This window comes from Rhodococcus sp. SG20037 (assembly GCF_031763325.1).
GTDB classification, from domain to species: Bacteria; Actinomycetota; Actinomycetes; order Mycobacteriales; family Mycobacteriaceae; genus Rhodococcus_F; species Rhodococcus_F qingshengii.
The window spans coordinates 4,890,327-4,916,630 of sequence record NZ_CP134497.1 but is presented as its reverse complement, the minus strand read 5'-3'; the positions used below and the strand labels follow the sequence as shown (position 1 = coordinate 4,916,630).

Genomic DNA, 26,304 nt, shown 5'->3' with positions numbered 1-26,304 from the left:
TCCGAGCGGACAGTCTTGCCGGTGTTACTTGAGGAACGACTTCGCGGTGTCGGCGACTGCGAGGATCTGCGGGTCGACCGGGATACCGTTGGCCTCGGCGAATGCGATTGCCTGATCGATGGCGTCGGCGACCGGGTGTGCAACGGTCTGTGCGACCTGCTGCGCCGGAGCCGGAGCTGCCTGAGGAGCCGTCGTGGCCGGAGCGGAACGCTCGGTGGCGCCGCTGCTCAGCCCGAGGCTGGAGGAGCAGGACGGCCATGCGCCCCAACCCTGGTTTGCGAGAACACGCTCGGCAACAACGATCTGCTGCTCGCGAGTGGCCTGGTTTGCGGTGGCTGCGTACTGTCCGCCGCCGTGTGCGTTCCACGTGCTGGGGGAGAACTGCAGTCCGCCCTGGTAACCGTTGCCCGTGTTGATGGCCCAGTTTCCGCCGGCCTCACACTGGGCGAGACGATCCCAGTCGGAGTCGGGGGCAGCGTTTGCGGTTCCGGTGGCTGCAATTCCTGCTACGCCCATGATGGCGCCGGTGACGGCGACCTTGGCGACAGTGCGGCCGGTGGTGGTGGGCTTGCGATGGCGTCCGCTCATGATGGTCGAAATCCTCTCCACACGCGCCTGCGAGGTCAGCTGTCGGGTTCGGGCTGAGAGGTCGCCCGGCCTCGCCTTTCCTGGCTGGAAAGGGTCTGGCTTCACCCCAAGATTCGGTCTTGCGATCGAACCGGTGTCCACTGGAGAACTTTTCTGTTCTCACAGAGGACTTTGGGTCCCCCGTCCTCGTCCCTGGAATGCTCTGTCGGAAGTCCGGTACCCGCGGGACAAGGCTTGGCGCGGCGGGCCGGAGGTGGCCGAGTTTCCCGGCCGAAAACGACGGTAACGGCTCGAGTCGCTCGTGTCACCATTTGATAACGCGGCGTGGCGAAAGCCGTACAACGCGTCACACAAAGCGCAGGAGACTCTTCCCAGGTAGGTGGGGGTGCCCGAGTGAATGTCCGGTTGTGTCCGTTCCGTTATCCATCCGTAATGTGAGCAAGGTCACACGTTATGTGGAAATACAATTTCGGGCGATTGAGAGGTGTGTCGATCCGGGCCCAAGGTGTGGCCCGTGTCTCAACATCGAGATCGAAACTTAGGTTAGGTTTGCCTGACTTGCCTCGATTGGGCAGGTTTCGCAGAGTCTTCCAAAGAAGTAGGGCACCCCTCATGAAACTGCAATACCGTCGGCGTGCGGTCACCGCATCACTCGCCGTCGCCGCTGCTGCTGTCGGCCTGGCCGTCACTGCTCCCGCTGCACACGCCTCACCCGAGGATCCGACACACGGTGTTGTCGGAAGCTATTCCGCAACCCAGCCCGGCGACATCGTCGTCGACTCGGCAACCCACCGCGGATACATCACGCAGTACGGCGGACCGACCAGCTCGTTGTCCGTCGTCGACACGAACACCGGCAAGTCCGTCGGCACCATCGACGGCGTCGTCGGTTACCCGTCGGCACTTGCCGTCGACTCAGGCCTCGGACGCGCATACGTGTCCTCCTCCTACGGCGGCGCGATCTCGATTGTCGACACGAAGACCGGGAAGGTCGAAAAGACGGTCACGCTGAGCGAGAAGAACCCCGACGGCTCGCGTCCGCAGATCAACGATGTCGTCGTCGATCCCACAACACACCGCGCGTACTTCTCGGACTACAAGTCCGGCAACATCCGAGTCGTCGACCCCAACGCCGCCGACGCCGTGTCGAGCATTCTGGTCCACAAGTCGGCAACGCCGACCAAGCTCGCCTTCGACAGTGTCCGCGGCTTCCTCTACATCGCGGACACCAACTTCTTCGACGAGAATTACGGCCGCACGCTGTGGCAGGCGGACGTACGCAAGGGCGGAGCACTCAAGTCGATCGTGCGTGCCGACAACCTCTACCCGGTCGACGTCGATGTCGACACGAACACCGGCAACATCTACATGACCGACACCCGGGCAACCAACCTGTGGGCGATCACCCCGGCCGGCGCGGTTCTGTCGAAGACCACGCTGTCTCCGACCGCGATTCCCAACGGCGTGGTCGTCGACGCTGCGGCAGGCATTGCATATGTCGCGGACGTCATGAACGGACACCTGTGGTCGGTCGATCTGACGACCCGCGCCACCACCGCTCTGACCGATACCAAGGTTCCGGCACTGGAGAAGGTCAAAAACCTCGCGCTCGACACCTCGACCGGCGCCATCGCGTCGACGACCAACGGGGGCAAGGTGACAGTCGTTGCTGCGTACCCGCTACCCGCGACCGTCGAATTGCCTGCCGCTCAGGTAGGTAAGGCGTATTCGCAGAAGCTCACTGCCGCCGATGCGCGCGCAACCTTTGCACTCACCAGTGGCACTCTGCCCGGCGGACTGTCCCTCGCACAGGACGGCACCATCTCGGGTACCCCCACCGCTGTCGGCAGCGTCACCGTCGAGGTCACTGCGAAGAGCGTGCTTTCGCGTGCTTCGAGCGTGACCATCGTGGTCTCCGAGGGGCCGGTCGGCCCCGTCGATCCGGGCAACCCGGGAACGGGTACCGGTTCGCTCGGTAACCTCCCCGGACTCGGTAGCCTCGGCCGCTGATACGACCTGATACCAGAGAACCCGACCACAGCAACTGCTGTGGTCGGGTTCTTCGGTCCGCGGGCCCGCTATGCGTAATCGACGCGGTCCACGACTATGCGTAATTCACCCGGTCCACGTCGACGATCTCCTTGCCGAGCGGCATCAGCGAGATCGGAATCATCTTCAGGTTCGCGACCGCGAGCGGAATTCCGATGATCGTGATCGCCATCGCGACGGCGGTGACGATGTGTCCGATCGCCAACCAGATACCGGCGATGATCACCCAGATGACATTGCCGATCATCGAACCGACACCAGCGGTCGGCTTGTCGACGACGGTCTTACCGAACGGCCACAGTGCGTAGATGCCGATGCGGAATGCCGCGATTCCGAAGGGAATCGTGATGATGAGGATGCAGCAGATGATGCCTGCGGCGAAGTAACCCAACGCCAGCCAGAAGCCGCCGAAGACCAGCCAGATCACGTTCAGGAGGATTCTCATGGTCAGTGACCTTTCGGTTGGAGGCGGGAGTGATCAGCGCACCCGTCGACCGGATCTGAGCGTGTAGACGATGGCCAGGAGGAAGCCGATCGGGCACGCGAGTGCTACCAGGTACAACGCCAGGCCGGGTGGGGTGTCGCTGAAGATATGGACTGCGAAGATGGCCACGATCGCCAGGAATCCGACGATGAACAGTGCCATCGCCGTACGGAACAGACCGTTTCCGGTGCCGGAAGTGCGCGGGTTCGGTTGAGGGTCCACACCTACGAGGATAGTGCCTGTAAACCTGGGTGCCGACCCGGGTTCGTCACAGGTAGACTGTTAACAGACTGCGCGCCCCGCTGAAGCAAGTGTGGGGCGCGTTCTTTTGCATTCTTCCACCGGAAGCGATGCGAGCAAGGCCATGAGGCTCTTCCGAGAGCCTCCCGAGCACATTGGGGCAGACGCCCCAGTCGAGTGATGAGCAGGTGAACGCGGTGCCGACCGGCAAGGTGAAGTGGTACGACGTCGAAAAGGGTTTCGGCTTTCTGTCGCAGGAAGAGGGCGAGGACGTCTACGTCCGTGCTTCCGCTCTCCCCGAGGGCGTCGAAGGCTTGAAGGCCGGCCAGCGCGTCGAGTTCGGAATGGCTGCGGGCCGCCGCGGTCCGCAGGCACTGAGCCTGAAGGTACTCGAGCCGGCGCCGTCGTTGCGCGGCGCGACGGCGACGCGTCGTGAGCCCGTCGAGCGTAAGCACACCCCTGATCAGTTGCACGGCATGGTCGAGGACATGATCACGTTGCTCGAGGCGAAGGTCCAGCCGGATCTGCGCAACGGCAAGTACCCGGACCGCAAGACCGCTCAGCGGATCTCCGAGGTCGTCCGGGCCGTCGCTCGCGAGCTCGACACCTGATCGCTCGATAGGAGCTGCCGTACACGGCTTCGAAACAAAATGCCCTGCACACCAATCGGTGTGCAGGGCATTTTCGACGTTCCGGGGATCAGGCGGTCTTGATCGACCAGATCAGCAGTCCCTGTTCGCTTCCCTCACCGACGGCGAGGTGGATTTCGACGCCGACGAGTTGCTTGACGGGATCGCTCGAAGACTCGACCGTCACTGCCAGGGCCTCGCCGGGCTCGAAGACTCGGGGCTCACCGGTCTGGTTGCCGTCGGCATCCTCGTAGACGGCGAGCAGTGCCCACTGCGCATCCGAGACGTCCGTCGACAACGACAGCTGCAGCGGGTAGCCCGCTGGAACGTCGAGTGCGTAGATGTCGCCCACCTGGGCGCACTGGGACAGGTCGATGGTGCAGAAACCGGCAGGGTTCGTTTCGATCGTCTTGCCGTGTGCGTATGCAGTGATGACCGGTAGCTTGTCGGGGTCGTCGTTGATGTTCTTGATGATCACGAAAAGAACGGAGACGTAAGCAACCAGTGCCACCACCATCAGGACACTGATCGCTGCCACGATCTTCTTTGTTCTCGAGCGCATCATCACTGCGGAGTACTTCCTTGTCCTCGGTTGGATTTACCGGTGTAAATCACTTCGGTCACTTCTTGTTCGGCCAGATCGGGTCGCTTCCCGCCGAGGCCGGGCAGGAGGCTGCTTCCTCGGTAGCTCAGGAAGGTCTGCAGAAGCCCGATCGTCAGGAACACCGATACAACAGTGAACCCGATCCAGTATTCGGTCGGAAGCAGAACCCCCAATGCGCCGCCGAGTACCCAGCTCAGCTGCAGAACCGTCTCGGATCTACCGAATCCGGACGCGATCGATTCCTCGGGCAGGTCGTGCTGGAGTGACGCGTCGAGTGAGACCTTGGCGAGTGCGCTGGCGGCCGATGCGATGAGCGTGGCAAGCGCTGCCGTCATGAGGTTGTCCGTCAGCGCTGCGATCACCGCGATGATCCACACCGACGCAGTGCACCGGAGCACGATCAAGGCAGGCCGGCCGAGCTTGAGGCGCGCACCCGTGGCATTTCCGGCGAAGTTACCCAGACCGGCTGCTGCGCCGACCAGGCCGAGCATCATGGCCTGCTGAAGCGGCTCGTGATCGGTGCGTGATTTGGCGACGAACGCGATGTAGAGCGTCAGGAAGCCGGTGAGCACGCGAATGGTGCCGTTGCCCCAGAGTCCGATGATCACGGCGCGTCCGAGAGGCTGACGGACCTTGGCAGGTTTGGCGTCCGGCTGCGGTGGGGCGCTGCCGGCGTGATGCGCTTCGTCCGGGTGGTAGGTGATGGTCGCGGGAACCTCACCTTCGGTGACCTCGACCCACGACGGGATTCGCATGCTCAGATATGCGCCGAACACGGTGACGGCGACCGCGAACCACAAGGCGCCGGTGGAACCGAAAGCCAGCGCGAGCGCACCTGCGACAGCGCCGGCCCCGATCGTTCCACCGATCAGCCCGAAGACCGTCAGACGCGAATTCACGCGCACCAGGTCTATTTCCGGTGGTAGGACGCGTGGTGTCACTGCGCTCTTGAGCACCGAGAACGATTTACTGAGCACCATCATGCCGAGCGCGGCCGGATAGAGGATCCAACTGTCGAAGTTGAAGACCAGGATCACCGCGAGGAGCGTCCGGATTCCGAACGACGACGCGAGTGCGATGCGGCGTCCGCGCTGCAACCGGTCGAGCATGGGGCCGATGAGCGGTGCGATGACCGCGAACGGTGCGATCGTGATCAGGAGATAGAGCGCGACCTTGGTCTTGTCCTCGCCCGTCGCGGCCGAGAAGAACAGCGTGTTGGCCAGAGCGACGGAGATCGCCGCGTCGGTCGCGTTGTTCGTCATCACCGCGTAGGTGAGAGCGGTCAGACCGGACTTGTCCGCGCCGTCGGCCTTCGCCGCGCGCTGGAAGGTCGCGATGCCCTTGTTCGTCAGTTCGCGGCTGCGCATCGCTGCGACGCGAGTGACGGTGAGCTTGCGAGGCATCGGTGGAGCCTTGGGAGCGTCCGCCCCCGGCGTCTTCGAACCGGCCGCGGATTCGGAGTCTCCCCGCGATTCGGGAATCGGATGCAGCGGTGGCAAAGGCGTGCGACGGGCAGCGGGACGGGCCGAAGGTGGGTAATTGTCCGGGCGGGCCGCGGGTGGGTAATTGTCGTAACCGGGGTGCACCTGTTGCCCCTCCGGCTCGTCGTGGATTCGCCGAGTTTCGGGGTCGTAGGGTTCGCGCGGTCCGGTCACCACTCAATTCTGTCCTAGTGTCGGCGCGGCTACCACGCACACCCCTGCGAGTCCTGTGTCATGTCGGACTCAGTTAACAAAACGGACTTCGAACATCTGCGGCCAATACTTGCCGGTGAGCAGGAATCGATCGGTACCGGGAATCTGCGCGATGCCGTTGAGAACGTCGACGGTGCTGGTCGATCCGTCCGCGACGAGTTCTTCGCGTAGCGGCGAAGCGTCGTACACGTTCGTGACGCTGCCGTCCGACGGGTCGATTCGGACGACGGTGTCCGTGGTCCAGACATTGGCGTAGACGGAGCCGTCTTCGGCGCATTCCAATTCGTTCAGCTTGCCGACGGACTCCGAAGATCTGGTGACGTCGACGGTCGAGATCGGCGCGAAGGTTTCGGGATCGCGAAAGGTCAACGTGGCCGAACCGTCGCTCGAGACCAGCCGATCCCCGAGCGAACAGATTCCCCATCCCTCGGTGTCGAGTGGGAACCGCCCCCGTTCGGTCAAGGTGTCCTTGTCACGGGCGATGGCAACGCCGTCTTTCCAGGTGAGTTGCCACAGTGTGTCTCCGGCGACCGTGATGCCCTCACCGAACAACGGCGGGTTGAGATCGGCACGCGCAACTTCCGGTCCCGAGGCGGGGGACTGCTCGTCGGAGATCTCGCTCGAGCGCACCCAGGACTGCCCGACGCGTCCGGTGCTTTCGTACAACCGGTTTCCGTCGATCTCGAGGCCCTGCGTGAACGCGTCGGGATCGTGCGCGGACACTCGAACGATCTCGACGGAGCCGGTTTCGGACGTGAGGTTGTCGGGAGCGCCGGGGGAATCGGAGCACCCCGCCAAGGCCGAGGCGATCACGGCGACCACTGCAAAAGTGCGCACGGAATTGGCGTGTGACCTACTCATCTGCCCAGCATGGCAGCCCAGTGCGTTGCGGACTTGCGGTGGTGCGGCAAACTGGAGGAGTGAGTGTTGCTACTTCTCCAGAGCGTGCAGTGCCGCGCCCAGTACTGGCCGATGCGGTCGAGCTTGCCCGAAAGGCAGTCGTCGACCTGCATGAAGGCGGTGTGGGGGCATACCTCGGCGTGACGTCGGAGGACGAATTTGCCGCCACCCATCGATTTGCAGCAGACATTCCGGGATACCGCGGTTGGCAGTGGGCGGTTGTCGTCGCTGCCGGACCGGAGGACACCCACGCCACGATCAGTGAGTTGGCGCTGTTGCCGGGTCCCGACGCGTTGGTTGCGCCGGAATGGCTGCCATGGGATCAGCGGATTCGTCCCGGCGATCTGTCCGTCGGTGACCTACTCGCCCCGCCGGCCGAGGATCCTCGCCTCGTTCCCGGCTACGTCGCCACCGGTGACCCGGAAGTCGACGAGGTAGCTCTCGAAATCGGGCTCGGCCGCAAACAGGTCATGAGCCGCGAGGGCCGACTCGATGCCGCGCAGCGTTGGTTCGACGGTGACTTCGGCCCGGAGTCGGAGATGGCGAAGGCCGCGCCGTCGACGTGTGGACTGTGTGGATTCTTCCTTCCACTCGCCGGTTCGCTGCACGCAGCGTTCGGTGTGTGCGGAAACGAACTCTCCGCAGACGGCCGTGTGGTCAGCGTGTCCTACGGTTGTGGCGCGCACTCGGACACCAGCCTGCCGCTCGGTGCGGGCTCGCCGCAGTTCGACGCATTCGACGACGGGGCCGTCGAGCTGATTGCGGTGCCCGCTCGCCCGTCGAGCGCTGTTGCAGTTGAGGATTCGGTATCCACCGAGTAGAAGATCCGTTCGGTACGGACGCACTCCGCGAGGCGACGCTGCGCGCGTGGTCGGAATCTCCGACGCGATTGCGTGAAGACGCGGCTGCGGAATCCGACCTCGCAAAGGCCGGGTACCGCGACCGTCTGCTCACCGAACTGGCGCAGAACGCTGCCGATGCAGCTGCACGCGAGGGCGTCCAGGGCTCTTTGTGGGTGGATGTGGACGGTCGGACGCTGACGGTGGCGAACACGGGCCGTCCACTGGACGAATCCGGTGTACATGCGCTGACCGCGCTGCGCGCGTCGAACAAGGTCGACGCCGACGAAGGTGTGACGGGACGGTTCGGCGTCGGATTCTCGGCAGTTCTCTCGGTCAGTGACGAGGTGGAACTGCGCTCGTCGACGGGATCGATTCGATTCTCTGCCTCGCACACTCTGCGCGAGATCGAGTCTCGCGAACTCCCGGTGCCGGAAACCGGTGTCCCCGTACTTCGTTTGGTGTGGCCGTCTGGCGAATTGCCGAGCGATGGTGCTGATTCGGAAGTGGTGCTGACGCTTCGGCCGGACGTCGATGCCGCGGCGCTGCTTTCGCAGATGACACGTGAGGCAGTCGACCTGCTGCTCGAACTCCCGGCTCTCGGATCAATTCGTCTGGGTGAGAAGACTTTTCGGCGATCGGAACGGGTGCTGGATTCCGGCCTCGTCGAGATCGCGATCGGTGATCGCACGTGGTGGCAGTACACCGCGCCGAACGCGCGATGGTTGGTGCCGGTCCGCGACGGGGTCGTCGAGCCGGTCGCAGACGACGTCCTGCGGGCGCCGACGCGATCCGACGAGGAACTGTCGATCCCCGCGATCATCATTGCCGACATTGCAATGCAACCCGATCGGCGACGCCTCATGCCCGCTGCACCGATCGCTCCGCTTGCCGAGGGGTACGCGAAGTTCCTTGCTGCACTACCTCCTCGGCAGCGAACGGCACTCGTTCCGATCCCTGCCTTTGCCCGCAGTGAAACGGATTCGCTTCTGCGCGAAGCGCTTCTGAAGGAGCTGCAGGAAAACGAGTGGCTTCCGGTGGTCGGTGAGCCCGACCGCGCGCCGCAGCGAGCGTCCGTGGTGCCCGGGCTCAGTGATGACCTTGCCGAGTTGCTCACCGACATCATCGGTGGCCTGGTTGTCCCCGAGCTCTCCGGCCCCAAGCACGAGCGAGCGCTCGCGGCGGTGTCGACACACCGCATCGGGCTCGCGCGCATCGCCGAACTGCTCAGCGGTTCGGAACGTGAACCCAAGTGGTGGAATCGCCTCTATTCGGCTCTCGAGCCTCTGGTGATCGACACTCTTGCGGTGGAAGAGCTTGGAACACTGCCGGTTCCGCTCTCCGACGGACGGACGGTGACCGGGCCGCGGACCGTCGTCGTCGGCGTCGAACTGGGCGAAGACGCGCCGTCGGTGGAGTGGACGAGGTTGGTTCATCCCGTCGCGGTTCACCCGTTGCTGTCTCGATTGGGAGCGCAGACCGCGAGTGCCACCGACCTGCTGTCCGATCCGGCGCTGCGCGCATTGATCGAAGATGCTGCGGACCAAGATGATTCGGTAGCGACGGAGTTGGCGCAAGTGGTGCTCGGATTGGCGGCCCACGTGGCGCCAGGGGCGCTGCCGTCGTGGATCGGTGAAGTGCTACTTCCTGATTCGGAGGGCGAATTGCGGTCCGCCGACCAACTTCTGCTTCCGGGAGCTCCCCTTGCAAGCGTCCTGGTCGAGGATTCTCCCTTCGGCATCGTCGACGCTGATTTTGCTCAGCAGGTGGGGGAGCAGGCGCTACGGGTAGTCGGTGTCGGGTGGGGTTTCACGGTGGTCCGTGAGGAATTGCCTTCCGGCCCCGATCACGATCTCGACGCCGAAGACGCATGGTGGGACACCCTCGACGAGGACCCCGAATACATCGAAGCCGTGCGCGATCTCGACCTCGTGGACGAAGACCGCTGGCCGCAGGCGTTGTCGCTGCTGGTCGAGTCGCCGGCGACACGGGCGCTGCTCACCGACCGTCGTGGATACACGGCGTGGTGGTTGCGTTCGAATGCCGAACTCGGCGGTGAGGTGCTGGGCTTGCTGCGCGCTCCGGGCGATCGCACCTTCGAGGGATTGCTCGATGCTGCCGAACACCCCGACGCCGGATTCTTCTCCGGATTGCTGGCATCGGATACCGTCGACGATCCGGAACTGGCTCAGCTGCTGCTCGATCGGCTTGCCGACCCACTACGGATGCCGGCCTCCGCCGTCGTCGCGCGGACGCACCGACTGCTGGGTGAGGCAGCGCAGCGACGGGTTCTCGACCTGGAGGAACTGCACCTGCCTCCGTTCGTGCGAGGCCTTTCCGGCGATCTGGTCGATCCCGGCGACGCCCTTGTCCTCGACCGACCGTGGCTGGGAGCGGCACTACCTGCACAACGAGTCGTGCTCGGCAGCTTCGAGACGGCCGACGCACTGGCAGATCTGCTCGACGTCGCGACGGCGTCCACGTCAGTCCATGGACGAGTGAGCAGCACCGGCGTCGTGACGACGTGGGCGAACGAACCGCAGGCAGTTCTCGGCTTCGCAGCCCTCGGCCGTGAGGTACCCAGCGGCGAGGTAGTGATCCATCACGAACTGACGGTGGAACTGACGGGGGCGGTCGAGACGACGGTGATCGTGCCGTGGTGGGTGGACTCGGACGGCGTTCATCACGTGATGCGTACGTGGACTCTGCCGCAAGGAATGTGAGGGCAGATGTCTTTTGATCAGTGGGTACTCGACAGCGCAGTGAGTCAGCGGACGGCGTGGCTCGTGGACGTCGTCGACGTCATCACCGACAGCGGCGGAACCCTCGCGTCGTGGCTGATCGCGACGCTGCTCACGATCGTGCTTCTGGTTCGGGGACTACGCACCGAAGCTCTGCTGATCGCCGGATCGATGTTGACCGGTCTGCTCGTAATGAGCGGATTGAAGCGCATCTTCACGCGAACCCGTCCACCCCTGCCGGAGCGGTTGATCGAAATCGATTCGTATTCGTTCCCGTCGGGCCACGCGATGATGAGCGCGATCCTCGCGACTTCGGTTGCCGCCGTGATCCTTCGGCTTGCCTTGCCGAGGCTCGCGAAGACGGCAATGCTCGCGAGCCTCGGCCTGTACACGATCGCCGTCGGATTCTCCCGCGTCTACCTGGCTGCCCATTGGATGACCGATGTACTGGCAGGTTGGGCGTTCGGGATGATGTGGGCAGGGGTGTGGATCTGGGGAACCGCGCAGATCAGAAAGCGCCGGGCGCTGGTTACTTCGTGAGCTCGGCGAGTAGTTGGCTCGTGGCCCACGGCAAGCTCAGTGCCGAGCTTGCGGTCAAGGCCGCACCGACCTGCGGAGCCTGATCGTCGTTGACGTAGACGACGCGATTGTCCTTGACCACGTCGAGTTGCTGGAAGCCAGGGTTGTTTCGGACCGCCTGTGCGGCATCGGGATTGCCGATGACAACGAGACGGTCCACGTCGAGAAGATCCAGTCGTTCGGTGGAGATCGGCGCGTAGAACTCACCGTTCATCAAGGCCTCGACCGCGGGAGCAGGTTTGAATCCGAGACTGCCGAGAACCCGTCCGCGGGCGTCCTCGGAGGAGAAGGCGTAGAACTCCGGGGTCGCGTCGACGCTGATGATCACCGCGGTCTGGTCTGCAAATTCCGGGTGAGCGCTTCTGGCGTCGGCGAACTGCTTGTCGATATCGGCGACCAACTTCTCGCCGTCGGCTTCGCGACCCACTGCCTTCGCTGCGGTCTTCGTCGTGATCTGCCACGGAGTTGCGTAGTCGCCGTAGGCCGGATCCTTCGCGACGGTCGGGGCGATCGCGGAAAGTGTGCTGTACAGGTCTTTGTCGATGCTCGAGTAGAGCGCGAGGATCAGGTCGGGCTCGAGCGCAGCGATCTTTTCGACGCTGATCGTGGTTTCGGGATTGCTGCCGACGACGGTCGGTTCGGTTCCGCCCCAAGGGCCGGTGACCCATGGCCACGTGCGGTTGACGTCCGGTTCGCCCGGGTACTGGTTGACCATTCCGACGGGCTTGATGCCCAGAGCCAACAGAGCCTGCTCGTCGTTGTAACCGACGGTGACGATCCGTTGTGGTTCGGAATCGATCGTGGTGCTGCCGAAAGCGTGATCGATCGTGACGGGGAAGGCGCCACCACCGGAACTCGACGGACTACTTGCTGCGTCGTCGTTCGAACTGCAGGAGACGAGTGCTGTGCCGACCAGGGCGACCACAGCAACGGATGTCAGTCTCGTCCAACGTCCTCGGCTCTTCCAACGATTTCGGTGGGAGATCTTCACGGCTACGTGGTTCCTTTCAGCATTGACAAGCTAAGACCGACACTGGAGTGCAGGGTAGGCTTACCATACTTAAAGGGTGAATCGACCTGCTCAGTCGACCAGACCGGCGCCCTGCTGTGCGCCCTTGTCACCGCGCACAGCTGCGCGTCGTTGAATGGAGAACAGAGCGAAGCCGAGGAAGCCGACTCCGATACCCGCGTAACAGATCGGGAGTGCATCCGACCAACGATCGCCGCTCACCGCGACCACGATCGTGGCGATCACCCACAACGCGGTGCCGATGATCAGTGCCGGCGCGGGTGCGGACAATTTGCCGATCAGGCCTGTTGTGTTGCGAGTCTCCGTCACAAAATTAACGCTACCCGTACCCCGGTGGCCTACTCTCCCTAGTGCGACCGGCTTCATGTGCGCCGGCACACGGCGACCTACAGCGATGGGGAAAGAACAAACATGGCGGCACCCGGCAAGATCCTCGACACCTATTTCAAGATCAGCGAACGAGGGTCGACGATCTCGACCGAGATTCGCGGCGGTGTCGTCACCTTCGTGGCGATGGCCTACATCGTGGTCCTCAACCCCCTGATCCTCGGCAGTTTCTCGGCTGACGACGCTGCAGCGAAGACCGACGTTCTCGGCAACATCCTTCCGGTCAACCAGGTGGCTGCGGTCACCGCTCTGGTTGCCGGCCTGATGAGCATCGTCTTCGGTGTCGTTGCCAACTATCCGTTTGCCATCGCCGCGGGTCTCGGCATCAACAGCCTGCTCGCCGTCACAATCGCACCTCAGGTCACCTGGCCCGAGGCGATGGGCCTGGTGGTCATCGACGGTGTGATCATCGTTCTGTTGGCACTCACCGGTTTCCGAACTGCGGTGTTCAATGCGATTCCCTCGGCATTGAAGTCCGCGATCGCGGCCGGTATCGGCATGTTCATCGCCTTCATCGGACTGGTCGACGCCGGATTCGTCCGCCGTATCCCCGATGCCGCCGGTACGACGGTTCCCGTCGGACTCGGAATCAACGGCTCCATCGCTTCGTGGCCGACCGTGGTGTTCATCTTCGGTGTGCTGCTCATGGGTGTTCTGGTAGTGCGCAAGGTTCGTGGTGGACTGCTGATCGGCATCGTCGTCACGACGATCCTCGCTGCGATCATCGAGGCAGTTGCCGACGTCGGACCCTCGCTCGGAACCAACCCCAAGGGCTGGAACCTCAGCATCCCCGCGATCCCGGAGATGCTCGGTGGTATGCCTGATCTGAGCCTGGTCGGCGACGTCAGCATCTTCGGCGCATTCACCCGCATCGGTGTTCTGGCCGCCAGCCTGCTTGTCTTCACTCTCGTGCTGGCGAACTTCTTTGACGCCATGGGCACGATGACGGGTCTCGGTAAGGAAGCCGGCCTGACCGACAAGGACGGAAACCTCCCCAACGTCGGTCGCGCGCTTGTCGTCGAAGGCGCGGGCGCGATCGTGGGCGGTGGCGCTTCGGCGTCGTCGAACACCGTGTTCGTGGAATCCGCGTCGGGTATCGCCGAAGGCGCCCGCACGGGCCTGGCAAACGTCGTGACCGGACTGCTCTTCCTCGTCGCGATGTTCCTGACGCCGCTCTACTCCGTCGTGCCGATCGAGGCAGCTGCGCCTGCCCTCGTCGTCGTCGGTGCGCTGATGATCGGGCAGGTCCGAGACATCGATTTCACCAAGTTCTCGGTTGCTCTCCCGGCGTTCCTGACCATGATCGTCATGCCGTTCACCTACTCGATCGCCAACGGCATCGGCGTCGGCTTCATTTCATGGGTGGTCCTGCACGCTGCCAGCGGTGGTATCAAGAAGATCCACCCGTTGCTCTGGATCGTGGCGGCACTTTTTGTGGCCTACTTCACTGTCGGACCCATTACCGACGCCCTTACGTGAAATCAGGGTTGACCGGTATTCGATTACGTGAGCTACCGGCCAGCTCTTGACGTATTGTCTGACGCGTGACCACCGAAACTCGTGCGCTGGCCAGCGATCTTTCCCTGGCTGTAGTGCGTCTCACCAGGCATCTGCGCGGCCGCAGAGTCGACGCTCAGGTATCGCTGACGCAACTGTCCGCCTTGGCGAGCCTGGATCAGTACGGCCCGATGACTCCTGGCGTACTCGCAGCACGTGAGAAAGTGCAGCCGCCGTCGATGACGCGCGTTGTTGCTTCTCTCGCCGAGCTCGGTCTGGTCGAGCGCTCGCCGCATCCCACGGACGGTCGTCAGATCATCGTGAATCTGTCCGACGCCGGGCAGGCGTTGCTCGCGGACGAAACCCATGCGCGTGAGGCGTGGATGAACGAGCAGCTGGCCGGGCTGGGTGGCGAAGAACTCGCGACGCTGCGCGGTGCCGTCGAGATCATCACCGAGATGGTCAACAAGACGGAGTAGCTCCGTGAGTTAGAGGACGCGTAGCTCCGCTACCTAGAGGTCGTTGCCCAAACGAATTACTCGAGGGGCAAGATAGTGGGGTGCCCCGAGACCCCGATTCCGGCATGTTTGCCGCGCTCCACAACCGCAACTACCGCCTTTGGGCTTCCGGACAGATCGTTTCTCTGGTCGGCACGTGGATGCAACGCATCGCGCAGGACTGGCTGGTACTGACGCTCTCGGACGGCAACGCGCTGGCGGTGGGCATCGTCATGGCCTTGCAGTTCGGCCCGACGCTGTTCTTGTCGGTGTGGGGTGGGGTGCTGGCCGATCGGTACGACAAGCGTCGGATCCTGATCTTCACGCAGTGGGCGAGTGCGGTATGCGCACTCGTGTTGGGCCTGCTGGACGTCGGTGGGCTCGTCGCGTTGTGGCATGTCTTCCTGATTGCCTTTGCCCTCGGCTGTGTCTCGGCGCTCGACGCACCCGTGCGTCAATCGTTCACCATCGAAATGGTGGGCAAGGAGCACCTGTCCAACGCCATCGCGCTCAACTCCATGACGTTCAACACGGCCCGCATCGTCGGTCCGGCCATCTCGGGTGTGCTGATCAACCTGATCGGAACAGGGTGGGTGTTCCTGCTCAACGTCGCGACATTCGGTGGGGTGCTCATCGCGCTCTACCTGATGAACAAGAAGGAGTTGATCCCGTCGGAACCGGCCCCGCGCACCAAGGGGCAGGTGCGCGACGGGTTCCGATATGTATGGGGCCGCAAGGACCTTCGCGTGATCATGGTGTCGGTCTTCATGGTCTCGACCTTCGGCCTGAACTTCGCGATCAGCCTGGCGGTGATGGCGCGCAACACGTTCGGCCTCGAGGCCGACGGTTACGGATTGCTGTCCACGACGCTCGCCGTGGGCACCCTTGCCGGCGCTGCGTACGCCGCAAGACGGAAGGAAGCGCCGCGGTTGCGGACGTTCCTCGGTGCCGCCGTGGCTTTCGGTGTGTTCGAGGTCGCGGTGGGATTGATGCCCACCTACGCGTTGGTGGCGCTGATGTTGATCCCCACGGGCGCACTGACGTTGACGTTCACGACGTCCGCGATGAACATCCTGCAGATGTCGGTGCCTTCCGAGATGCGCGGGCGGGTGATGGGTATCTACATGCTCAGTTTCCTCGGTGGCACACCGCTGGGAAGCCCGTTGCTGGGTTGGCTCGCCGACTCCGTGGACCCACGTGCGCCCTTGATCGTGGGCGGAGTGATCTCGCTCGTCTCGGGCACTGTGGCCGGGGTGTACCTGCTACGCAGCGAAGGGCTGAAACTTCGTCTTGCGCGACCGGAAGACGGTGGCAGGCTGCCGGTTTTCGTCCTGCGTCCGGTGATCGTATGCGACGCGACCGAACAGGCGGTCGAGGCTAGCCGCGCGCCGTGACCTTCTCACGCTTGGGAAACACCGTGTAGCTCAGGGCGATTGCTCCCCAGATTGCGAGCACCACTGTGAGCTTGCTGATCCATCCGTCGAGGGCTCCAGTACGGGTGGGGTCGTCGACGAGGAAGATGGCCGCGCCGAGAAGTCCGCACGCGACGGCCCAGGCGATCGCGGCTTTGCCGAACTCGCGCCATTCGCGCAGTGCTCGCGCACTCCCGTACTTGGGTGGTGCGACGGGAGCCGGGCCGCCGGCGAATCGGTAGGCGAACCTGGCGTCGGCCCAGGAGATGAGGCTGTGTCCGAACGCGACGGAGAATCCGATGTAGGCCGCGGCAAGCCCATGGGTGAAGTTCGCCTCGCCACCGCCACGAAGATCGAGGGCTGTGGCGACGAGCAGTACGACATCCACCAGCGGCGCGCAGATGAGCAGTGCGGCGCCCAGCGTTTTGCGGCGCAGTAGATAGCGGGCCGCGAGACCTGCGGCGATGAACACCCAGAACATGATTTCGCACGCGATAATCAAGTGGACGATCATGACATCAGCTCATTTCTAGTACGACTGTGTTAGTGATCGAAAACTAGCACAGCTGTGTTAGTTTTGTGAAGTGGTGAAACGTAGCAGTCCGGATGAGCGGCGTGAAGAGATCGCCGAGGCCGTGTGGCGTGTGATCCGTCGAGACGGTGTGGCGAGCGCCAGCGTCCGGGCGGTCGCGGACGAGGCGAAGATGTCGACGGGGTCGCTACGGCACTTCTTCGCGACGCAGTCCCAACTCTTGCTGTTCGCGATGACGCTCGTGACCGTCCGGGTGGAGGAAAGGATTGCCGGCATCGACTTCGATCCCGACATCCGCCGCGCGATCCGTCAGTTCACCGATCAGTTCGTTCCCCTCGACCAAGATCGGCGTGAAGAAATGCAGGTTTGGGAGGCCTTTGCTGCTGCCGCCCAGACCGATTCGGCGTTGACGGCCGTGCGTGACGAGACAGACCGGACCTTGTTCGAGCACTTTCGTTCGTTCGTGGAAGCGGCGCATCGAGCGGGTTTTCTACGGCCGGGTGCCTCGGTCGACATCGAGGCGATGAGATTGCATGCGCTCGCCGACGGGCTCGCGTCGCACGGCGTCGACAATCCCGAGCGAACCAATCCAGAGGTGATCAGCCAGGTGCTCGACGCGCATTTTGTCACGCTGTTGCGTTAGGTCGGGAGTAGTGGTGGGGGCTCGCGGTGCGTACGGCACGATAGACCCGTGGTTCACGTCATCGACATCTCAGATCCCGCCGACCCCCGGCTGGATGACTTTCGCGATCTCAACTCTTCGGATCGGCGCCCCGACCTCCCGGAGGGCAAGGGACTGGTCATCGCCGAGGGAGTGTTCGTCACTCAGCGACTGCTGACTTCGCGGTTCGAGCCGATCAGTCTCCTCGGCGTCGAACGACGGCTCCTGGAGCTCGCTGACGATCTCGACGGAGTGGACGTGCCGTTCTACCGTACGAGCGCCGAAGTGATGGCCGAGGTCGTCGGATTTCACCTCAACCGCGGCGTCCTCGCTGCAGCAGCACGCCCGGCACCGCTCGCGGTCTCGGACGTGTTGAAGGACGCGAAGACCGTCGTGGTTCTCGAAGGCGTCAACGATCACGAGAATCTCGGCTCGATGTTCCGCAACGCGGCGGGGCTCGGTGTCGATGCAGTTCTGTTCGGGAAGGGTTGTGCCGACCCGCTGTACCGGCGGTCGGTCCGTGTGTCGATGGGGCACGTGCTGCGAGTGCCCTTCGCGCATGTGGCAAAGTGGCCACACGACTTGGATGAGCTGCGTGGCAACGGTTTTCAGCTCATTTCCTTGACTCCGAATCCGGAAGCGGTCACTTTGGCCGAAGCGATGACCGGGGAGAAGGTAGCGCTACTGCTGGGCGCCGAGGGGCCAGGTTTGACCGAACATGCGATGCGGGCCACCGATATTCGTGCCAAGATACCCATGGCGCCCGGCACCGACTCGCTCAACGTCGCGACCGCAGCGGCGATGGCCTTCTACGAACGTGTCAGGACCGGCCGGTGACTCAGGACCGCACGCCCTGGTTCACCGGAATCGCGGTGTCGGTGTTCGCAGCCATGCTCTCGACCAGTGCCGTCGCGGCGTTCTGTGTCGCGCTGGGCAACGTGAACGTGCTCCTGGCGGTTGTCGTCAATGTCATTGCGGTAGGCGGACTTGCGCCGACCGTCTGGCGCTGGCGAGCCGTCCCCGTCTGGCGATGGGTGGTCTACGGCGCGGTAGTCGGCGTACCGCTCGGGTGGATCGCAGCGATAGCCGCGTGAACCTGTGAGGCTGCTCGGCGCTACTTGAAGCCGAAGTACCGAGCGAGGCGGCCGCGCGGCTTGGCCACCGGTGCGTCGTGGATCGGCGGCATGTTTTCGGGCATGGGTACCTCTGTCGGCGCCTGCTCGGGCATCGGCGCGGGGGCTGGGGGTGCAGGTTTGGGTGCCTCGCCGGGTCGGTGAATCTTGAAGCCCCACAGGAGAATCTGCGTTGTGTCGAGTTCGTGTTCTCGCGGCGCGCCGGTGTATCGAAATCCCAGCCACTCGAGGTTGGCGGACTCCGCGAACTGTTGCGGGTGGAACGGAAGTGACTGCGGATCAGGCAGGATCCCGGGCGGGTAACGCAGGGGATGGTTGCCGGCCCAGAATTCCAGTTCCCAGGTCTGTGGGATCCCCAGATTTTCGACGATGTCGATCGGGATGGCACTGAACGAGCGTCGTAGCTCGCCGTCCTCCCACAGTGCAAACGAACCCTGCGCGGTTTCGGGGACGGAGCTGATCAACAGCGTCGAGCCACCCTCTGCCGAAAGGTGCCAGGAATCAGGCAGTTTCGAGGGGACGAAGGTGCTGAGTTCGGAGCTGCAGACGACACTCACTCGACCGTACGCGCCGACGAAGACGTAGCCGGGGCTCACCGTCGCGGCCATCGACAGCGGCTGAGGCCCGAGCGACTCGAACTCCTTGTCCGGGTACAGCGACATGGCGATTTTCAGGGCCTCGGTCTGATCCGGCTGTGGGTACCTGCTCAATTCGGTGCGAGCGTCTGCGCCGCCCAGAAACCAGATCGTCGATACCCGTGCAGCCACCGGCAGCCCTCTCTCCTCAGCCTCGCTCGAAAGAAGAATACTTTCCTTCGGGTCAGCGACCGCTGCTGCGGACCCCGAGGAGTACGTCGTCCCACGAGGGAAGAGCAGGCCGTCCGCGCTTGTCCTTGGTCTGCGTCTGCTGCGGAGCGGTTTTCGGGGTCACATCCGGTGCGGGTTCGGGAACCTCTTCGGTGACGACGGTTTCCGGCTCGACAGCAATCGGTTCGGGCGCCACGATCCGTTCCGCCACCACCGTCCGCTCGGGGACTACTGTGCGCTCGGAAACTGCTGTCCGCTCGGAAACTGCTGCGGGCCCGGGCTCGATCTCCGCCACCGGTTCGACGTCGAATCGGGACAGTTCGAGCTGTTCCGGTTCGTTCGAGACCACCGGTACCAGGCCGCGGAGCGGGCGACCGAAGTCGGGATCGATCAAGTCGAATGCCGCGTCGTCGAGTGCGACGATCGTTCCGCCGTGCGCGTCGGGCTGGTAGCGCCAGTGCGCGGCGTTGGTGGTGCGGCCGGCCTGCCACTGCAACTGCGCGACCCACTGATTGTCCTCGTCGCGCCAGGCATCCCAGGTGGCCTCGTCGATACTGTGGCCGCGGGCGCGGAATGCGTGGGTCACGATTTCGGAGAGGGTGGGAACTGTCGGACCGTTGTCGCGCACCGGGTGTCCGCCCTGCGCCATTTCCGCGGCGCGGGAGCGCTCGAGCAGAACGGGGTACGCAAAGCGCTCGACCTTGCTGATGGGGATCTTCGCTTCTTCGGCGACCTGCTCTACGGAAGCACCGGAACGAATGCGCGCCTGAATTTCGCGGGGACGGAGTTGGCTTTCCATTTCGATCTCAATCTGGCCGAGTCGAGCCACGTCTCCGCGGGAAGCTGCACGAAGTTTGTCATCGGCGGGAAGCCGGAATTTCTGGCCGGTTTCAGCATCTGCGCACACCACATGCGATCCATCGGGTTCAAGTCCGATCACTCGAAGCTCTCGCACATTGACCTCCTTATCGCGCCGGCTCGCGACTTTGCGCCGCGCTCAACTGTAATTCATTCGTGACCATGGACTCGGCAGGACACGCAGGGCGAGATGACCTCGGATCCGCCCACCGGTGTGGTAGCTCACAAGGCCTGGCGCAAACGACGCTCGGCCCCCGACGTCATGCCGGGGGCCGAGCGGTGAAGCAAATGTGAAAATCAGCCGAGCTGAGAAACGACCCAGTCGATGCTCTTGGTGAGAGCGGTGACGTCATCGGGGTCGATGGCCGGGAACATGCCGACGCGCAGCTGGTTGCGGCCGAGCTTGCGGTACGGCTCGGTATCGACGATTCCGTTGGCGCGCAGGATCTTTGCCACCTCGGCAGCGTCGACGTCGTCGTTGAAGTCGATGGTGCCGACAACCTGCGAGCGGTGTGCCGGATCAGCGACGAACGGCGTTGCGAACTCACTGGCCTCGGCCCAGTTGTACAGGCGCGAGGACGAATCCGCGGTGCGAGCGGTAGTCCAGTCGAGGCCGCCGTTGCTGTTCATCCACTCGATCTGGTTGGCGAAGAGCAAGAGGGTGGCCAGGGCCGGGGTGTTGTACGTCTGATCCTTGGAGCTGTTGTCCACGGCGATGGGCAGCGAGAGGAAGTCAGGCGTCCAGCGTCCCGAATCCTTGATCTCCGCGACGCGTTCGAGGGCGGCCGGGCTCATCAGCGCGATCCACAGTCCGCCGTCTGCAGCGAAGCACTTCTGCGGAGCGAAGTAGTAGACGTCGGAATCGGCGACATTGACCGGAAGTCCGCCGGCGCCCGAGGTGGCGTCGATGGCGATCAGTGCGTTCTCCGAACCCGCGGGACGCGAGACGGGGATCGACACACCGGTGGAGGTCTCGTTGTGCGCCCAGCCGATGAGATCGACGGACGGGTCGGAGACCGGCACCGGTGCGCTGCCCGGATCGGCGGAAACGACGATCGGGTCACCGATGAACGGGTTGGCCTTGGCGACCGAAGCGAACTTGGAGCTGAATTCGCCGTTGGTCAGGTGCAGCGACTTCTCGCGGATGAGGCCGAATGCGGCCGCATCCCAGAACGCAGTGGTTCCGCCGTTGCCGAGGACGACCTCGTAGCCCTCGGGCAGTGAGAACAGATCGGCGAGGCCGGAACGAATGCTGGCCACAACGTTCTTGACCGGCTTCTGGCGATGGCTGGTGCCGAACACCGAAGCGCCCACCTCGACCAGGGACTGCAGCTGCTCGGGGCGAACCTTAGAAGGACCGCAGCCGAAGCGTCCGTCGGCGGGCTTGAGGTCGGCGGGGATGATCGGTGTGGAGGTCATCGCTTCTTTCTGTTCCTTCACTTGTGTTCTGTACTACCGTGATTGGCGAATTCGAGCGGGGTACTACGCGTGGCTGATCTGGTCCCAGCCCTCGACCGACTCCGGAGTACGGGGCGCCGGGCCGGTGTAGATGGCGGCCGGGCGTACCAGCTTACCGAGACGCTTCTGCTCGAGGATGTGTGCACACCAGCCGGCGGTGCGGCCACAGGTGAACATGGCAGGCATCATGTGCGCGGGAACCTCGGCGAAGTCGAGGATGACGGCGGCCCAGAACTCGACGTTGGTCTCGATCGCGCGATCGGGACGACGCTCACGCAGTTCTGCCAGTGCAGCCTGCTCGAGAGCTGCGGCAGCCTCGTAGCGGGGAGCGTTGAGGCGCTTGGCCGTGGCGCGGAGCACGCGTGCACGGGGATCTTCGGCGCGGTAGACGCGGTGTCCGAAGCCCATGAGCTTTTCCTTGCGGTCGAGGATTCCCTTGACCAGTGCGCGGGCGTCGCCGGTCTTCTCGGTCTCTTCGATCATCGGAAGAACGCGGGCCGGTGCGCCGCCGTGCAGCGGGCCGGACATCGCGCCGATGGCGCCGGAAAGCGAAGCCGCGACGTCGGCGCCCGTGGAGGCGATGACGCGGGCCGTGAAGGTGGAGGCGTTCATGCCGTGCTCGGCTGCCGAGACCCAGTACGCGTCGATTGCCTCGACGTGTGCCGGATCGGGCTCACCCTTCCAGCGAACCATGAAGCGTTCGGTGACGGTCTTGGCCTCGTCGATGCGGCTCTGCGGGACTGCCGGCTGGTAGATGCCGCGAGCGGACTGCGCGACGTACGACAGCGCCATGACGGATGCGCGGGCGAGCTGGTCGCGGGCGGTCTCGTCATCGATGTCGAGGAGCGGCTGGTAGCCCCAGATGGGAGCCAGCATCGCCAGTCCGGCCTGAACGTCGACACGGACGTCGCCGGTGTGAATGGGGAGGGGGAACGGCTCGGCCGGCGGGAGGCCGGGGCCGAAGCGGCCGTCGACGAGAAGGGCCCATACGTTGCCGAAGGTGACCCTCTGGCCGACCAGGTCTTCGATGTCGACTCCGCGGTAGCGCAGTGCGCCGCCGTCCTTGTCAGGTTCTGCGATATCGCTGGTGAAGGCGACGACGCCTTCGAGTCCGCTCACAAAATCGTCCGGTATTGCTGCGCTCGCTGCCATTCTCGTGGACTCTCCTCGTTCGAGTGCGCCAGGTCTACAGTCGCACTGCCTCAGCTTCAGTGACTGCGCCTCGGTGCTCGCAGGGATGAGCACGCACCGTGTTTTGTACTGCGCAATCGTCTCGTCCCGATTCGGCGCTGTCGCTGGTGCGGCTCGCGGTCCGGGTCGGGTCTAGCCACGGCAAACTTTAGCGCGTGCCGCGTAGCCGTTGGCCAGTGAGTACCCGGGAGTAGCGTTCTCGGCTGTGTCGAATGAACGTCAGGACCCGCAGGCGGTGGACAACGAACTCGCGGCCATGCGTGTGGGCTATCCGCAAGCAGGCAGCGAATCGGAGTCCGTCGAGGACCGCATGAGTGCGGAATTGGATACTTCGGTTGTCGAAACCGGTTGGCTGCCCCTCATGCGCCAATGGCTCGTGGACGCCGTCGAAGCTGACGCGCCGGAGCCCAACGCCATGACTCTGTCGACGGTGGACGACGGTGGCCGTCCGGCGTCGCGCACCGTGCTCTGCAAAGGGCTCAGCGAGGACGGCGTCCTCTTCTTCACCAACTACGGATCCGACAAGGCTCGTCACCTCGACGCCCACCCGTACGCGTCGGCGAACTTCACGTGGCTGACCCTTGCCAGGCAGGTGATCGTCCGCGGCACCACCGAGCGGGTGAGTGCTCAACTGACGCAGGAGTATTGGCGAACCAGGCCTCGAGGTTCACAGCTCGGCGCGTGGGCGTCGTCGCAGTCTCGTCCGATCGACTCGCGTGCCGATCTCGACGAGCAACTGCGTGAGGTCGCTGCTCGATTCGGCGTGGACGGTGAGATTCCGGTGCCACCGAACTGGGGCGGGATTCTGATTCGGCCCGAGTCTGTCGAGTTCTGGCAAGGACGCGCGAACCGCATGCACAATCGAGTTCGTACGAGCCTGGTCGACGGACAGTGGTCCGCCGTCCGTCTCCAGCCGTGAGCCGGCTACTCGCGGACACGACTCCGCTCGAGAATCGCGACTATCGACGGCTGTGGACGGCCGGCATCGTCACCGTCATCGGCGCTCAGCTCAGCGTGGTCGCCGTACCGCAACAGGTGTACGAGATCACCCGAAGCTCGGCCTACGTCGGTCTGACGGGAATCTTCGGTCTGGTCCCGCTGGTCGTTTTCGGTCTGTGGGGCGGCGCACTGGCCGACGTCATGGATCGACGACGGCTGTTGATGATCACCTCGATCGGACTCGGCGTCACGTCGGTGCTGTTCTGGATCCAGGCTGCCCTGAACGTGAACAACGTGTGGTTGGTGCTCGGATTGTTCTCGGTTCAACAGGCGTTCTTCGCGGTGAACCAGCCGACGCGAGCGGCGATCATCCCTCGGTTGATTCCGGGCAGGCAGTTACCTGCCGCGAACTCGCTGAACATGACTGTCGTGCAGTTCGGTGCGATAGCCGGCCCGCTACTGGCGGGTGTCCTCATACCGTCGGCCGGTCTGCAACTGCTGTACCTGCTCGACTCGATCTTTCTTCTCGCCACACTGTGGGCGGTATGGAAGCTCCCGGCGATTCCGCCGACCGGAACGTCTCGGCGAGCCGGATTGAGCGAGGTCCTCGGCGGTTTCACGTATCTCGCGACGCAGAAGGTTCTGCTCGCGTCGTTCGTGGTGGACATCATCGCGATGGTGTTCGGGATGTCGCGAGCACTGTTCCCGGAGATCGCTCACGAATCCTTCGGTGACCCCGCCAGCGGCGGTTTTGCGCTGGGACTGCTGTTCGCGGCGATGTCGGTGGGAGCCGTTCTGGGCGGAGTCTTCTCGGGTTGGTTGCCACGGGTTCAGTACCAGGGGCGAGCCGTTCTGGTCTGCATCGCGCTGTGGGGGCTGTCCATGGTCGGCTTCGGCGTTGCCGTGTACTTCGCGAGTCCCGGTTCCAGTGTGATTCTGCTCTGGGTGGCGGTCGCATTCCTGGCATTCGGCGGAGCCGTCGACATGGTCTCGGCGGCTTTCCGCAGCACGATGCTCCAGCAAGTGGCAACCGACGACATGCGCGGACGACTGCAGGGCGTGTTCATCGTGGTCGTGGCGGGTGGTCCGCGTATCGGTGACGTGCTGCACGGCGGTGCAGCCTTCCTGTTCGGGACCGGTGTCGCGGCAGCGGGCGGCGGCTTCCTGGTGATTGTCGGTGTTGTCCTTTCTGCCCTCGCATTTCCGGCATTCGTTCGCTACAAGGTGGGACGCGCCGTCTGACGTCCTGGTTAACCGGTCGCTCGTGGTGGAAACTGGTACGTATGACTGCGCCGCACAGCACGGGTAGGGGAGGGTTCGAGATCCGTGGTGGAGGCTATCGAGCCGAGATCGCCGCGGCCGGTGCCGGGTTGCGGCTACTCGATCACGAAGGACCGAACGGTCAGCGCGCGCTGACCGAGACCTGGGCACTCGGATCGAAGCCACCGCTGTCGGCCGGATTGGTTCTCGCGCCGTGGCCCAACCGAATTCGCGACGGGCACTTCATGTTCGACGGGATCGAGCATCAACTCGAGATCACCGAACCTGCGCTGGGGAACGCGAGCCACGGGTTCGTCCGGCGTCGCAATTGGAGCCTCGTGGACCACACGTACGAGCGCGTCGAACTGTCGGTCGACGTGGGACTTCACAAGGGTTGGCCCTATCCGTTGCAGCTGACGGTCGCCTACGAGGTCGGTGCCGACGGACTGACCGTCACGCACACGGCCACGAACAAGGGTGCGACCTCGTCGCCGTTCGGGCTCGGAATGCACACCTTCATTCGCGCCGGCGACTTTCCGCTCGACGAATGTGCTCTGCATCTGGCAGCAGGCACGCGGTTGCCGATCGATCCGGCGAGGATGCTGCCGAACGCGTATTCGCAGGCAGTCGCCGGTACGGACTACGACTTCCGGACACCGAGACTGCTTGCCGGGGTGCAGTTGGACACTCCGTACAGCGCATTGGACGTCGTCGACGGCAGTGGTCGCACGCAACACGAGCTGCTGGCTCCGGATGGAACGGGCACTGCCCTGTGGACCAACCGCGAGTTCCCGTGGATTCAGGCATTCGTCGCAGATCCCGCCAACGACAAGGGGTATCCCGATCGCGGCCGCGCATTGGCTTTGGAGCCGATGACCTGCCCGCCTGACGCCTTCAACTCGGGCATCGATCTCCTGGTGCTTCATCCGGGTCAGACGTGGACGGGTAGCTGGGGCATCAAGGCGCTGTGATCCGGCTCTCATACCGTGGGATCGTGTAACACCAAGTAGGCATCAGCCGATGACAATCGGTTTTCGGTACCCCGTGTCAGTGGTCCGGAAGGTCCGACGTTGCTCCCATTTGCGAATTGCAGCCGAGATTTGCAGATCAGTGTGGGTAAATGCGCGATTCCGTAGACTGGAGTACCGGTCACGCGAGTGGGAAAGCCCAGACTGGAACATGTTTCAGTTTCGGTGGGTATGTCGGGTTCGTGAGTACCCGAAAAATAGCCGTGGAGCGACCCTCCTTCGGCACGATCTCTCCCGTGCGACTAGTTTCTAGTTGATCGCATGTAGT

27 protein-coding genes and 1 riboswitch are annotated in these 26,304 nt (G+C 63.8%); of the genes, 14 read left to right on the top strand and 13 right to left on the bottom strand.

All coding sequences use genetic code 11. From position 1 onward, the window contains the following. Window positions 1-24: 24 nt before the first annotated feature. Complete coding sequence (locus tag RHP72_RS22475) at window positions 25-588, bottom strand: transglycosylase family protein (protein ID WP_003939675.1); 564 nt, start codon at window positions 586-588, stop codon at window positions 25-27. An 8-nt stretch (window positions 589-596) separates the two neighbouring features. Continuing rightward, window positions 597-817: riboswitch (cyclic di-AMP (ydaO/yuaA leader) on the bottom strand. A gap of 383 nt (window positions 818-1,200) precedes the next feature. Here RHP72_RS22475 and RHP72_RS22470 point away from each other — a divergent pair. Then, window positions 1,201-2,598 (top strand): YncE family protein, encoded by a 1,398-nt coding sequence (locus tag RHP72_RS22470; protein WP_058226123.1) that lies wholly within the window; start codon window positions 1,201-1,203, stop codon window positions 2,596-2,598. Window positions 2,599-2,692: 94 nt separating this feature from the next. On the opposite strand, the gene RHP72_RS22465 is transcribed toward RHP72_RS22470, so the two are convergent. Continuing rightward, window positions 2,693-3,082: a YccF domain-containing protein gene (locus RHP72_RS22465; RefSeq protein ID WP_003939919.1), complete on the bottom strand. Its 390-nt coding sequence runs from the start codon at window positions 3,080-3,082 to the stop codon at window positions 2,693-2,695. A gap of 33 nt (window positions 3,083-3,115) precedes the next feature. Then, on the bottom strand, window positions 3,116-3,343 hold the full coding sequence (locus RHP72_RS22460; RefSeq protein ID WP_003940194.1) for a hypothetical protein: 228 nt from the start codon (window positions 3,341-3,343) through the stop codon (window positions 3,116-3,118). A gap of 215 nt (window positions 3,344-3,558) precedes the next feature. On the opposite strand from RHP72_RS22460, the gene RHP72_RS22455 reads away from it, so the two are divergent. Continuing rightward, a complete protein-coding gene (locus RHP72_RS22455; RefSeq protein WP_007733502.1) occupies window positions 3,559-3,972 on the top strand; it encodes a cold-shock protein in 414 nt (137 codons plus the stop codon). A gap of 88 nt (window positions 3,973-4,060) precedes the next feature. Here RHP72_RS22455 and RHP72_RS22450 read toward each other — a convergent pair whose 3' ends face one another. The 3 genes from RHP72_RS22450 to RHP72_RS22440 form a co-directional block, all read right to left on the bottom strand. After that, complete coding sequence (locus tag RHP72_RS22450) at window positions 4,061-4,528, bottom strand: DUF2771 domain-containing protein (protein ID WP_223304425.1); 468 nt, start codon at window positions 4,526-4,528, stop codon at window positions 4,061-4,063. A gap of 26 nt (window positions 4,529-4,554) precedes the next feature. Continuing rightward, window positions 4,555-6,249 carry an MFS transporter gene (locus RHP72_RS22445; RefSeq protein WP_223304424.1) on the bottom strand — a complete coding sequence of 565 codons (1,695 nt, stop codon included), beginning with the start codon at window positions 6,247-6,249 and terminating at the stop codon, window positions 4,555-4,557. Between the two features lie 69 nt (window positions 6,250-6,318). Next, a complete protein-coding gene (locus RHP72_RS22440; protein ID WP_311093815.1) occupies window positions 6,319-7,149 on the bottom strand; it encodes a glutaminyl-peptide cyclotransferase in 831 nt (276 codons plus the stop codon). A 38-nt stretch (window positions 7,150-7,187) separates the two neighbouring features. Here RHP72_RS22440 and RHP72_RS22435 point away from each other — a divergent pair, with 38 nt between their 5' ends. The 3 genes from RHP72_RS22435 to RHP72_RS22425 all read left to right on the top strand — a co-directional run bounded on the left by RHP72_RS22435 (window position 7,188) and on the right by RHP72_RS22425 (window position 11,308). After that, window positions 7,188-8,009: a DUF3027 domain-containing protein gene (locus RHP72_RS22435; protein WP_030535360.1), complete on the top strand. Its 822-nt coding sequence runs from the start codon at window positions 7,188-7,190 to the stop codon at window positions 8,007-8,009. A gap of 68 nt (window positions 8,010-8,077) precedes the next feature. Further along, window positions 8,078-10,750, top strand: a complete 2,673-nt coding sequence (locus RHP72_RS22430; protein WP_311093814.1) for a sacsin N-terminal ATP-binding-like domain-containing protein — start codon at window positions 8,078-8,080, stop codon at window positions 10,748-10,750. Between the two features lie 6 nt (window positions 10,751-10,756). After that, complete coding sequence (locus tag RHP72_RS22425) at window positions 10,757-11,308, top strand: phosphatase PAP2 family protein (RefSeq protein ID WP_042921691.1); 552 nt, start codon at window positions 10,757-10,759, stop codon at window positions 11,306-11,308. Here the strand turns inward: RHP72_RS22425 and RHP72_RS22420 are convergent. Together RHP72_RS22420 and RHP72_RS22415 are read right to left on the bottom strand one after the other, a co-directional pair. Next, window positions 11,298-12,338 (bottom strand): iron-siderophore ABC transporter substrate-binding protein, encoded by a 1,041-nt coding sequence (locus RHP72_RS22420; protein WP_058037819.1) that lies wholly within the window; start codon window positions 12,336-12,338, stop codon window positions 11,298-11,300. The genes RHP72_RS22425 and RHP72_RS22420 overlap by 11 nt on opposite strands. A gap of 90 nt (window positions 12,339-12,428) precedes the next feature. Continuing rightward, window positions 12,429-12,686 carry a DUF2530 domain-containing protein gene (locus RHP72_RS22415; RefSeq protein ID WP_007733492.1) on the bottom strand — a complete coding sequence of 86 codons (258 nt, stop codon included), beginning with the start codon at window positions 12,684-12,686 and terminating at the stop codon, window positions 12,429-12,431. Window positions 12,687-12,788: 102 nt separating this feature from the next. Here RHP72_RS22415 and RHP72_RS22410 point away from each other — a divergent pair, with 102 nt between their 5' ends. The 3 genes from RHP72_RS22410 to RHP72_RS22400 all read left to right on the top strand — a co-directional run bounded on the left by RHP72_RS22410 (window position 12,789) and on the right by RHP72_RS22400 (window position 16,152). Further along, a complete protein-coding gene (locus RHP72_RS22410; RefSeq protein ID WP_003940242.1) occupies window positions 12,789-14,243 on the top strand; it encodes an NCS2 family permease in 1,455 nt (484 codons plus the stop codon). 65 nt (window positions 14,244-14,308) lie between these two features. Beyond that, window positions 14,309-14,740: a MarR family winged helix-turn-helix transcriptional regulator gene (locus RHP72_RS22405; RefSeq protein WP_003939901.1), complete on the top strand. Its 432-nt coding sequence runs from the start codon at window positions 14,309-14,311 to the stop codon at window positions 14,738-14,740. Window positions 14,741-14,844: 104 nt separating this feature from the next. Beyond that, window positions 14,845-16,152, top strand: a complete 1,308-nt coding sequence (locus tag RHP72_RS22400) for an MFS transporter (RefSeq protein ID WP_007733487.1) — start codon at window positions 14,845-14,847, stop codon at window positions 16,150-16,152. Here RHP72_RS22400 and RHP72_RS22395 read toward each other — a convergent pair. Then, on the bottom strand, window positions 16,136-16,684 hold the full coding sequence (locus tag RHP72_RS22395) for a hypothetical protein (protein WP_003940103.1): 549 nt from the start codon (window positions 16,682-16,684) through the stop codon (window positions 16,136-16,138). The genes RHP72_RS22400 and RHP72_RS22395 overlap by 17 nt on opposite strands. A gap of 70 nt (window positions 16,685-16,754) precedes the next feature. Between RHP72_RS22395 and RHP72_RS22390 the strand changes: the two genes are divergently transcribed. Genes RHP72_RS22390 through RHP72_RS22380 form a run of 3 tightly spaced genes read left to right on the top strand, consistent with a single transcriptional unit; the run spans window position 16,755 to window position 18,457 of the window. Further along, entirely contained in the window at window positions 16,755-17,345 is a 591-nt protein-coding gene (locus tag RHP72_RS22390) for a TetR family transcriptional regulator C-terminal domain-containing protein (RefSeq protein ID WP_311093811.1), read from the top strand. Between the two features lie 48 nt (window positions 17,346-17,393). After that, window positions 17,394-18,200 (top strand): RNA methyltransferase, encoded by an 807-nt coding sequence (locus tag RHP72_RS22385; protein ID WP_003939731.1) that lies wholly within the window; start codon window positions 17,394-17,396, stop codon window positions 18,198-18,200. Continuing rightward, on the top strand, window positions 18,197-18,457 hold the full coding sequence (locus RHP72_RS22380; protein WP_003940569.1) for a DUF2537 domain-containing protein: 261 nt from the start codon (window positions 18,197-18,199) through the stop codon (window positions 18,455-18,457). Before RHP72_RS22385 ends, RHP72_RS22380 begins: the two co-directional genes overlap by 4 nt. Before the next feature lie 20 nt (window positions 18,458-18,477). On the opposite strand, the gene RHP72_RS22375 is transcribed toward RHP72_RS22380, so the two are convergent. The 4 genes from RHP72_RS22375 to RHP72_RS22360 all read right to left on the bottom strand — a co-directional run bounded on the left by RHP72_RS22375 (window position 18,478) and on the right by RHP72_RS22360 (window position 22,770). Further along, the gene (locus tag RHP72_RS22375) at window positions 18,478-19,263 is read right to left on the bottom strand and encodes a DUF6928 family protein (protein WP_042451221.1); all 786 of its coding nucleotides are present in this window, start codon (window positions 19,261-19,263) and stop codon (window positions 18,478-18,480) included. Window positions 19,264-19,315: 52 nt separating this feature from the next. Beyond that, entirely contained in the window at window positions 19,316-20,257 is a 942-nt protein-coding gene (gene sepH, locus RHP72_RS22370) for a septation protein SepH (protein ID WP_311093810.1), read from the bottom strand. Between the two features lie 200 nt (window positions 20,258-20,457). Next, window positions 20,458-21,579 (bottom strand): phosphoserine transaminase, encoded by a 1,122-nt coding sequence (gene serC / locus RHP72_RS22365; protein ID WP_007733484.1) that lies wholly within the window; start codon window positions 21,577-21,579, stop codon window positions 20,458-20,460. 63 nt (window positions 21,580-21,642) lie between these two features. Continuing rightward, the gene (locus RHP72_RS22360) at window positions 21,643-22,770 is read right to left on the bottom strand and encodes a citrate synthase 2 (protein WP_003940025.1); all 1,128 of its coding nucleotides are present in this window, start codon (window positions 22,768-22,770) and stop codon (window positions 21,643-21,645) included. A gap of 244 nt (window positions 22,771-23,014) precedes the next feature. On the opposite strand from RHP72_RS22360, the gene pdxH reads away from it, so the two are divergent. The 3 genes from pdxH to RHP72_RS22345 are packed head-to-tail and all read left to right on the top strand — an operon-like array spanning window position 23,015 to window position 25,979. Beyond that, the gene (pdxH, locus tag RHP72_RS22355; protein ID WP_007733483.1) at window positions 23,015-23,728 is read left to right on the top strand and encodes a pyridoxamine 5'-phosphate oxidase; all 714 of its coding nucleotides are present in this window, start codon (window positions 23,015-23,017) and stop codon (window positions 23,726-23,728) included. Next, the gene (locus RHP72_RS22350) at window positions 23,725-24,990 is read left to right on the top strand and encodes an MFS transporter (protein WP_021332219.1); all 1,266 of its coding nucleotides are present in this window, start codon (window positions 23,725-23,727) and stop codon (window positions 24,988-24,990) included. Before pdxH ends, RHP72_RS22350 begins: the two co-directional genes overlap by 4 nt. 41 nt (window positions 24,991-25,031) lie before the next feature. Beyond that, on the top strand, window positions 25,032-25,979 hold the full coding sequence (locus RHP72_RS22345) for an aldose 1-epimerase family protein (RefSeq protein ID WP_042921680.1): 948 nt from the start codon (window positions 25,032-25,034) through the stop codon (window positions 25,977-25,979). Window positions 25,980-26,304 lie beyond the last annotated feature (325 nt).

What these genes read in the sequence shown, in the direction of transcription:
- RHP72_RS22475 (WP_003939675.1), bottom strand. Translation starts at nt 588, where the DNA reads ATGAGCGGACGCCATCGCAAGCCCACCACCACCGGCCGCACTGTCGCC.
- RHP72_RS22470 (WP_058226123.1), top strand. Translation starts at nt 1,201, where the DNA reads ATGAAACTGCAATACCGTCGGCGTGCGGTCACCGCATCACTCGCCGTC.
- RHP72_RS22465 (WP_003939919.1), bottom strand. Translation starts at nt 3,082, where the DNA reads ATGAGAATCCTCCTGAACGTGATCTGGCTGGTCTTCGGCGGCTTCTGG.
- RHP72_RS22440 (WP_311093815.1), bottom strand. Translation starts at nt 7,149, where the DNA reads ATGAGTAGGTCACACGCCAATTCCGTGCGCACTTTTGCAGTGGTCGCC.
- RHP72_RS22425 (WP_042921691.1), top strand. Translation starts at nt 10,757, where the DNA reads ATGTCTTTTGATCAGTGGGTACTCGACAGCGCAGTGAGTCAGCGGACG.
- RHP72_RS22410 (WP_003940242.1), top strand. Translation starts at nt 12,789, where the DNA reads ATGGCGGCACCCGGCAAGATCCTCGACACCTATTTCAAGATCAGCGAA.
- RHP72_RS22400 (WP_007733487.1), top strand. Translation starts at nt 14,845, where the DNA reads ATGTTTGCCGCGCTCCACAACCGCAACTACCGCCTTTGGGCTTCCGGA.
- RHP72_RS22395 (WP_003940103.1), bottom strand. Translation starts at nt 16,684, where the DNA reads ATGATCGTCCACTTGATTATCGCGTGCGAAATCATGTTCTGGGTGTTC.
- serC (WP_007733484.1), bottom strand. Translation starts at nt 21,579, where the DNA reads ATGACCTCCACACCGATCATCCCCGCCGACCTCAAGCCCGCCGACGGA.
- RHP72_RS22360 (WP_003940025.1), bottom strand. Translation starts at nt 22,770, where the DNA reads ATGGCAGCGAGCGCAGCAATACCGGACGATTTTGTGAGCGGACTCGAA.
- RHP72_RS22345 (WP_042921680.1), top strand. Translation starts at nt 25,032, where the DNA reads ATGACTGCGCCGCACAGCACGGGTAGGGGAGGGTTCGAGATCCGTGGT.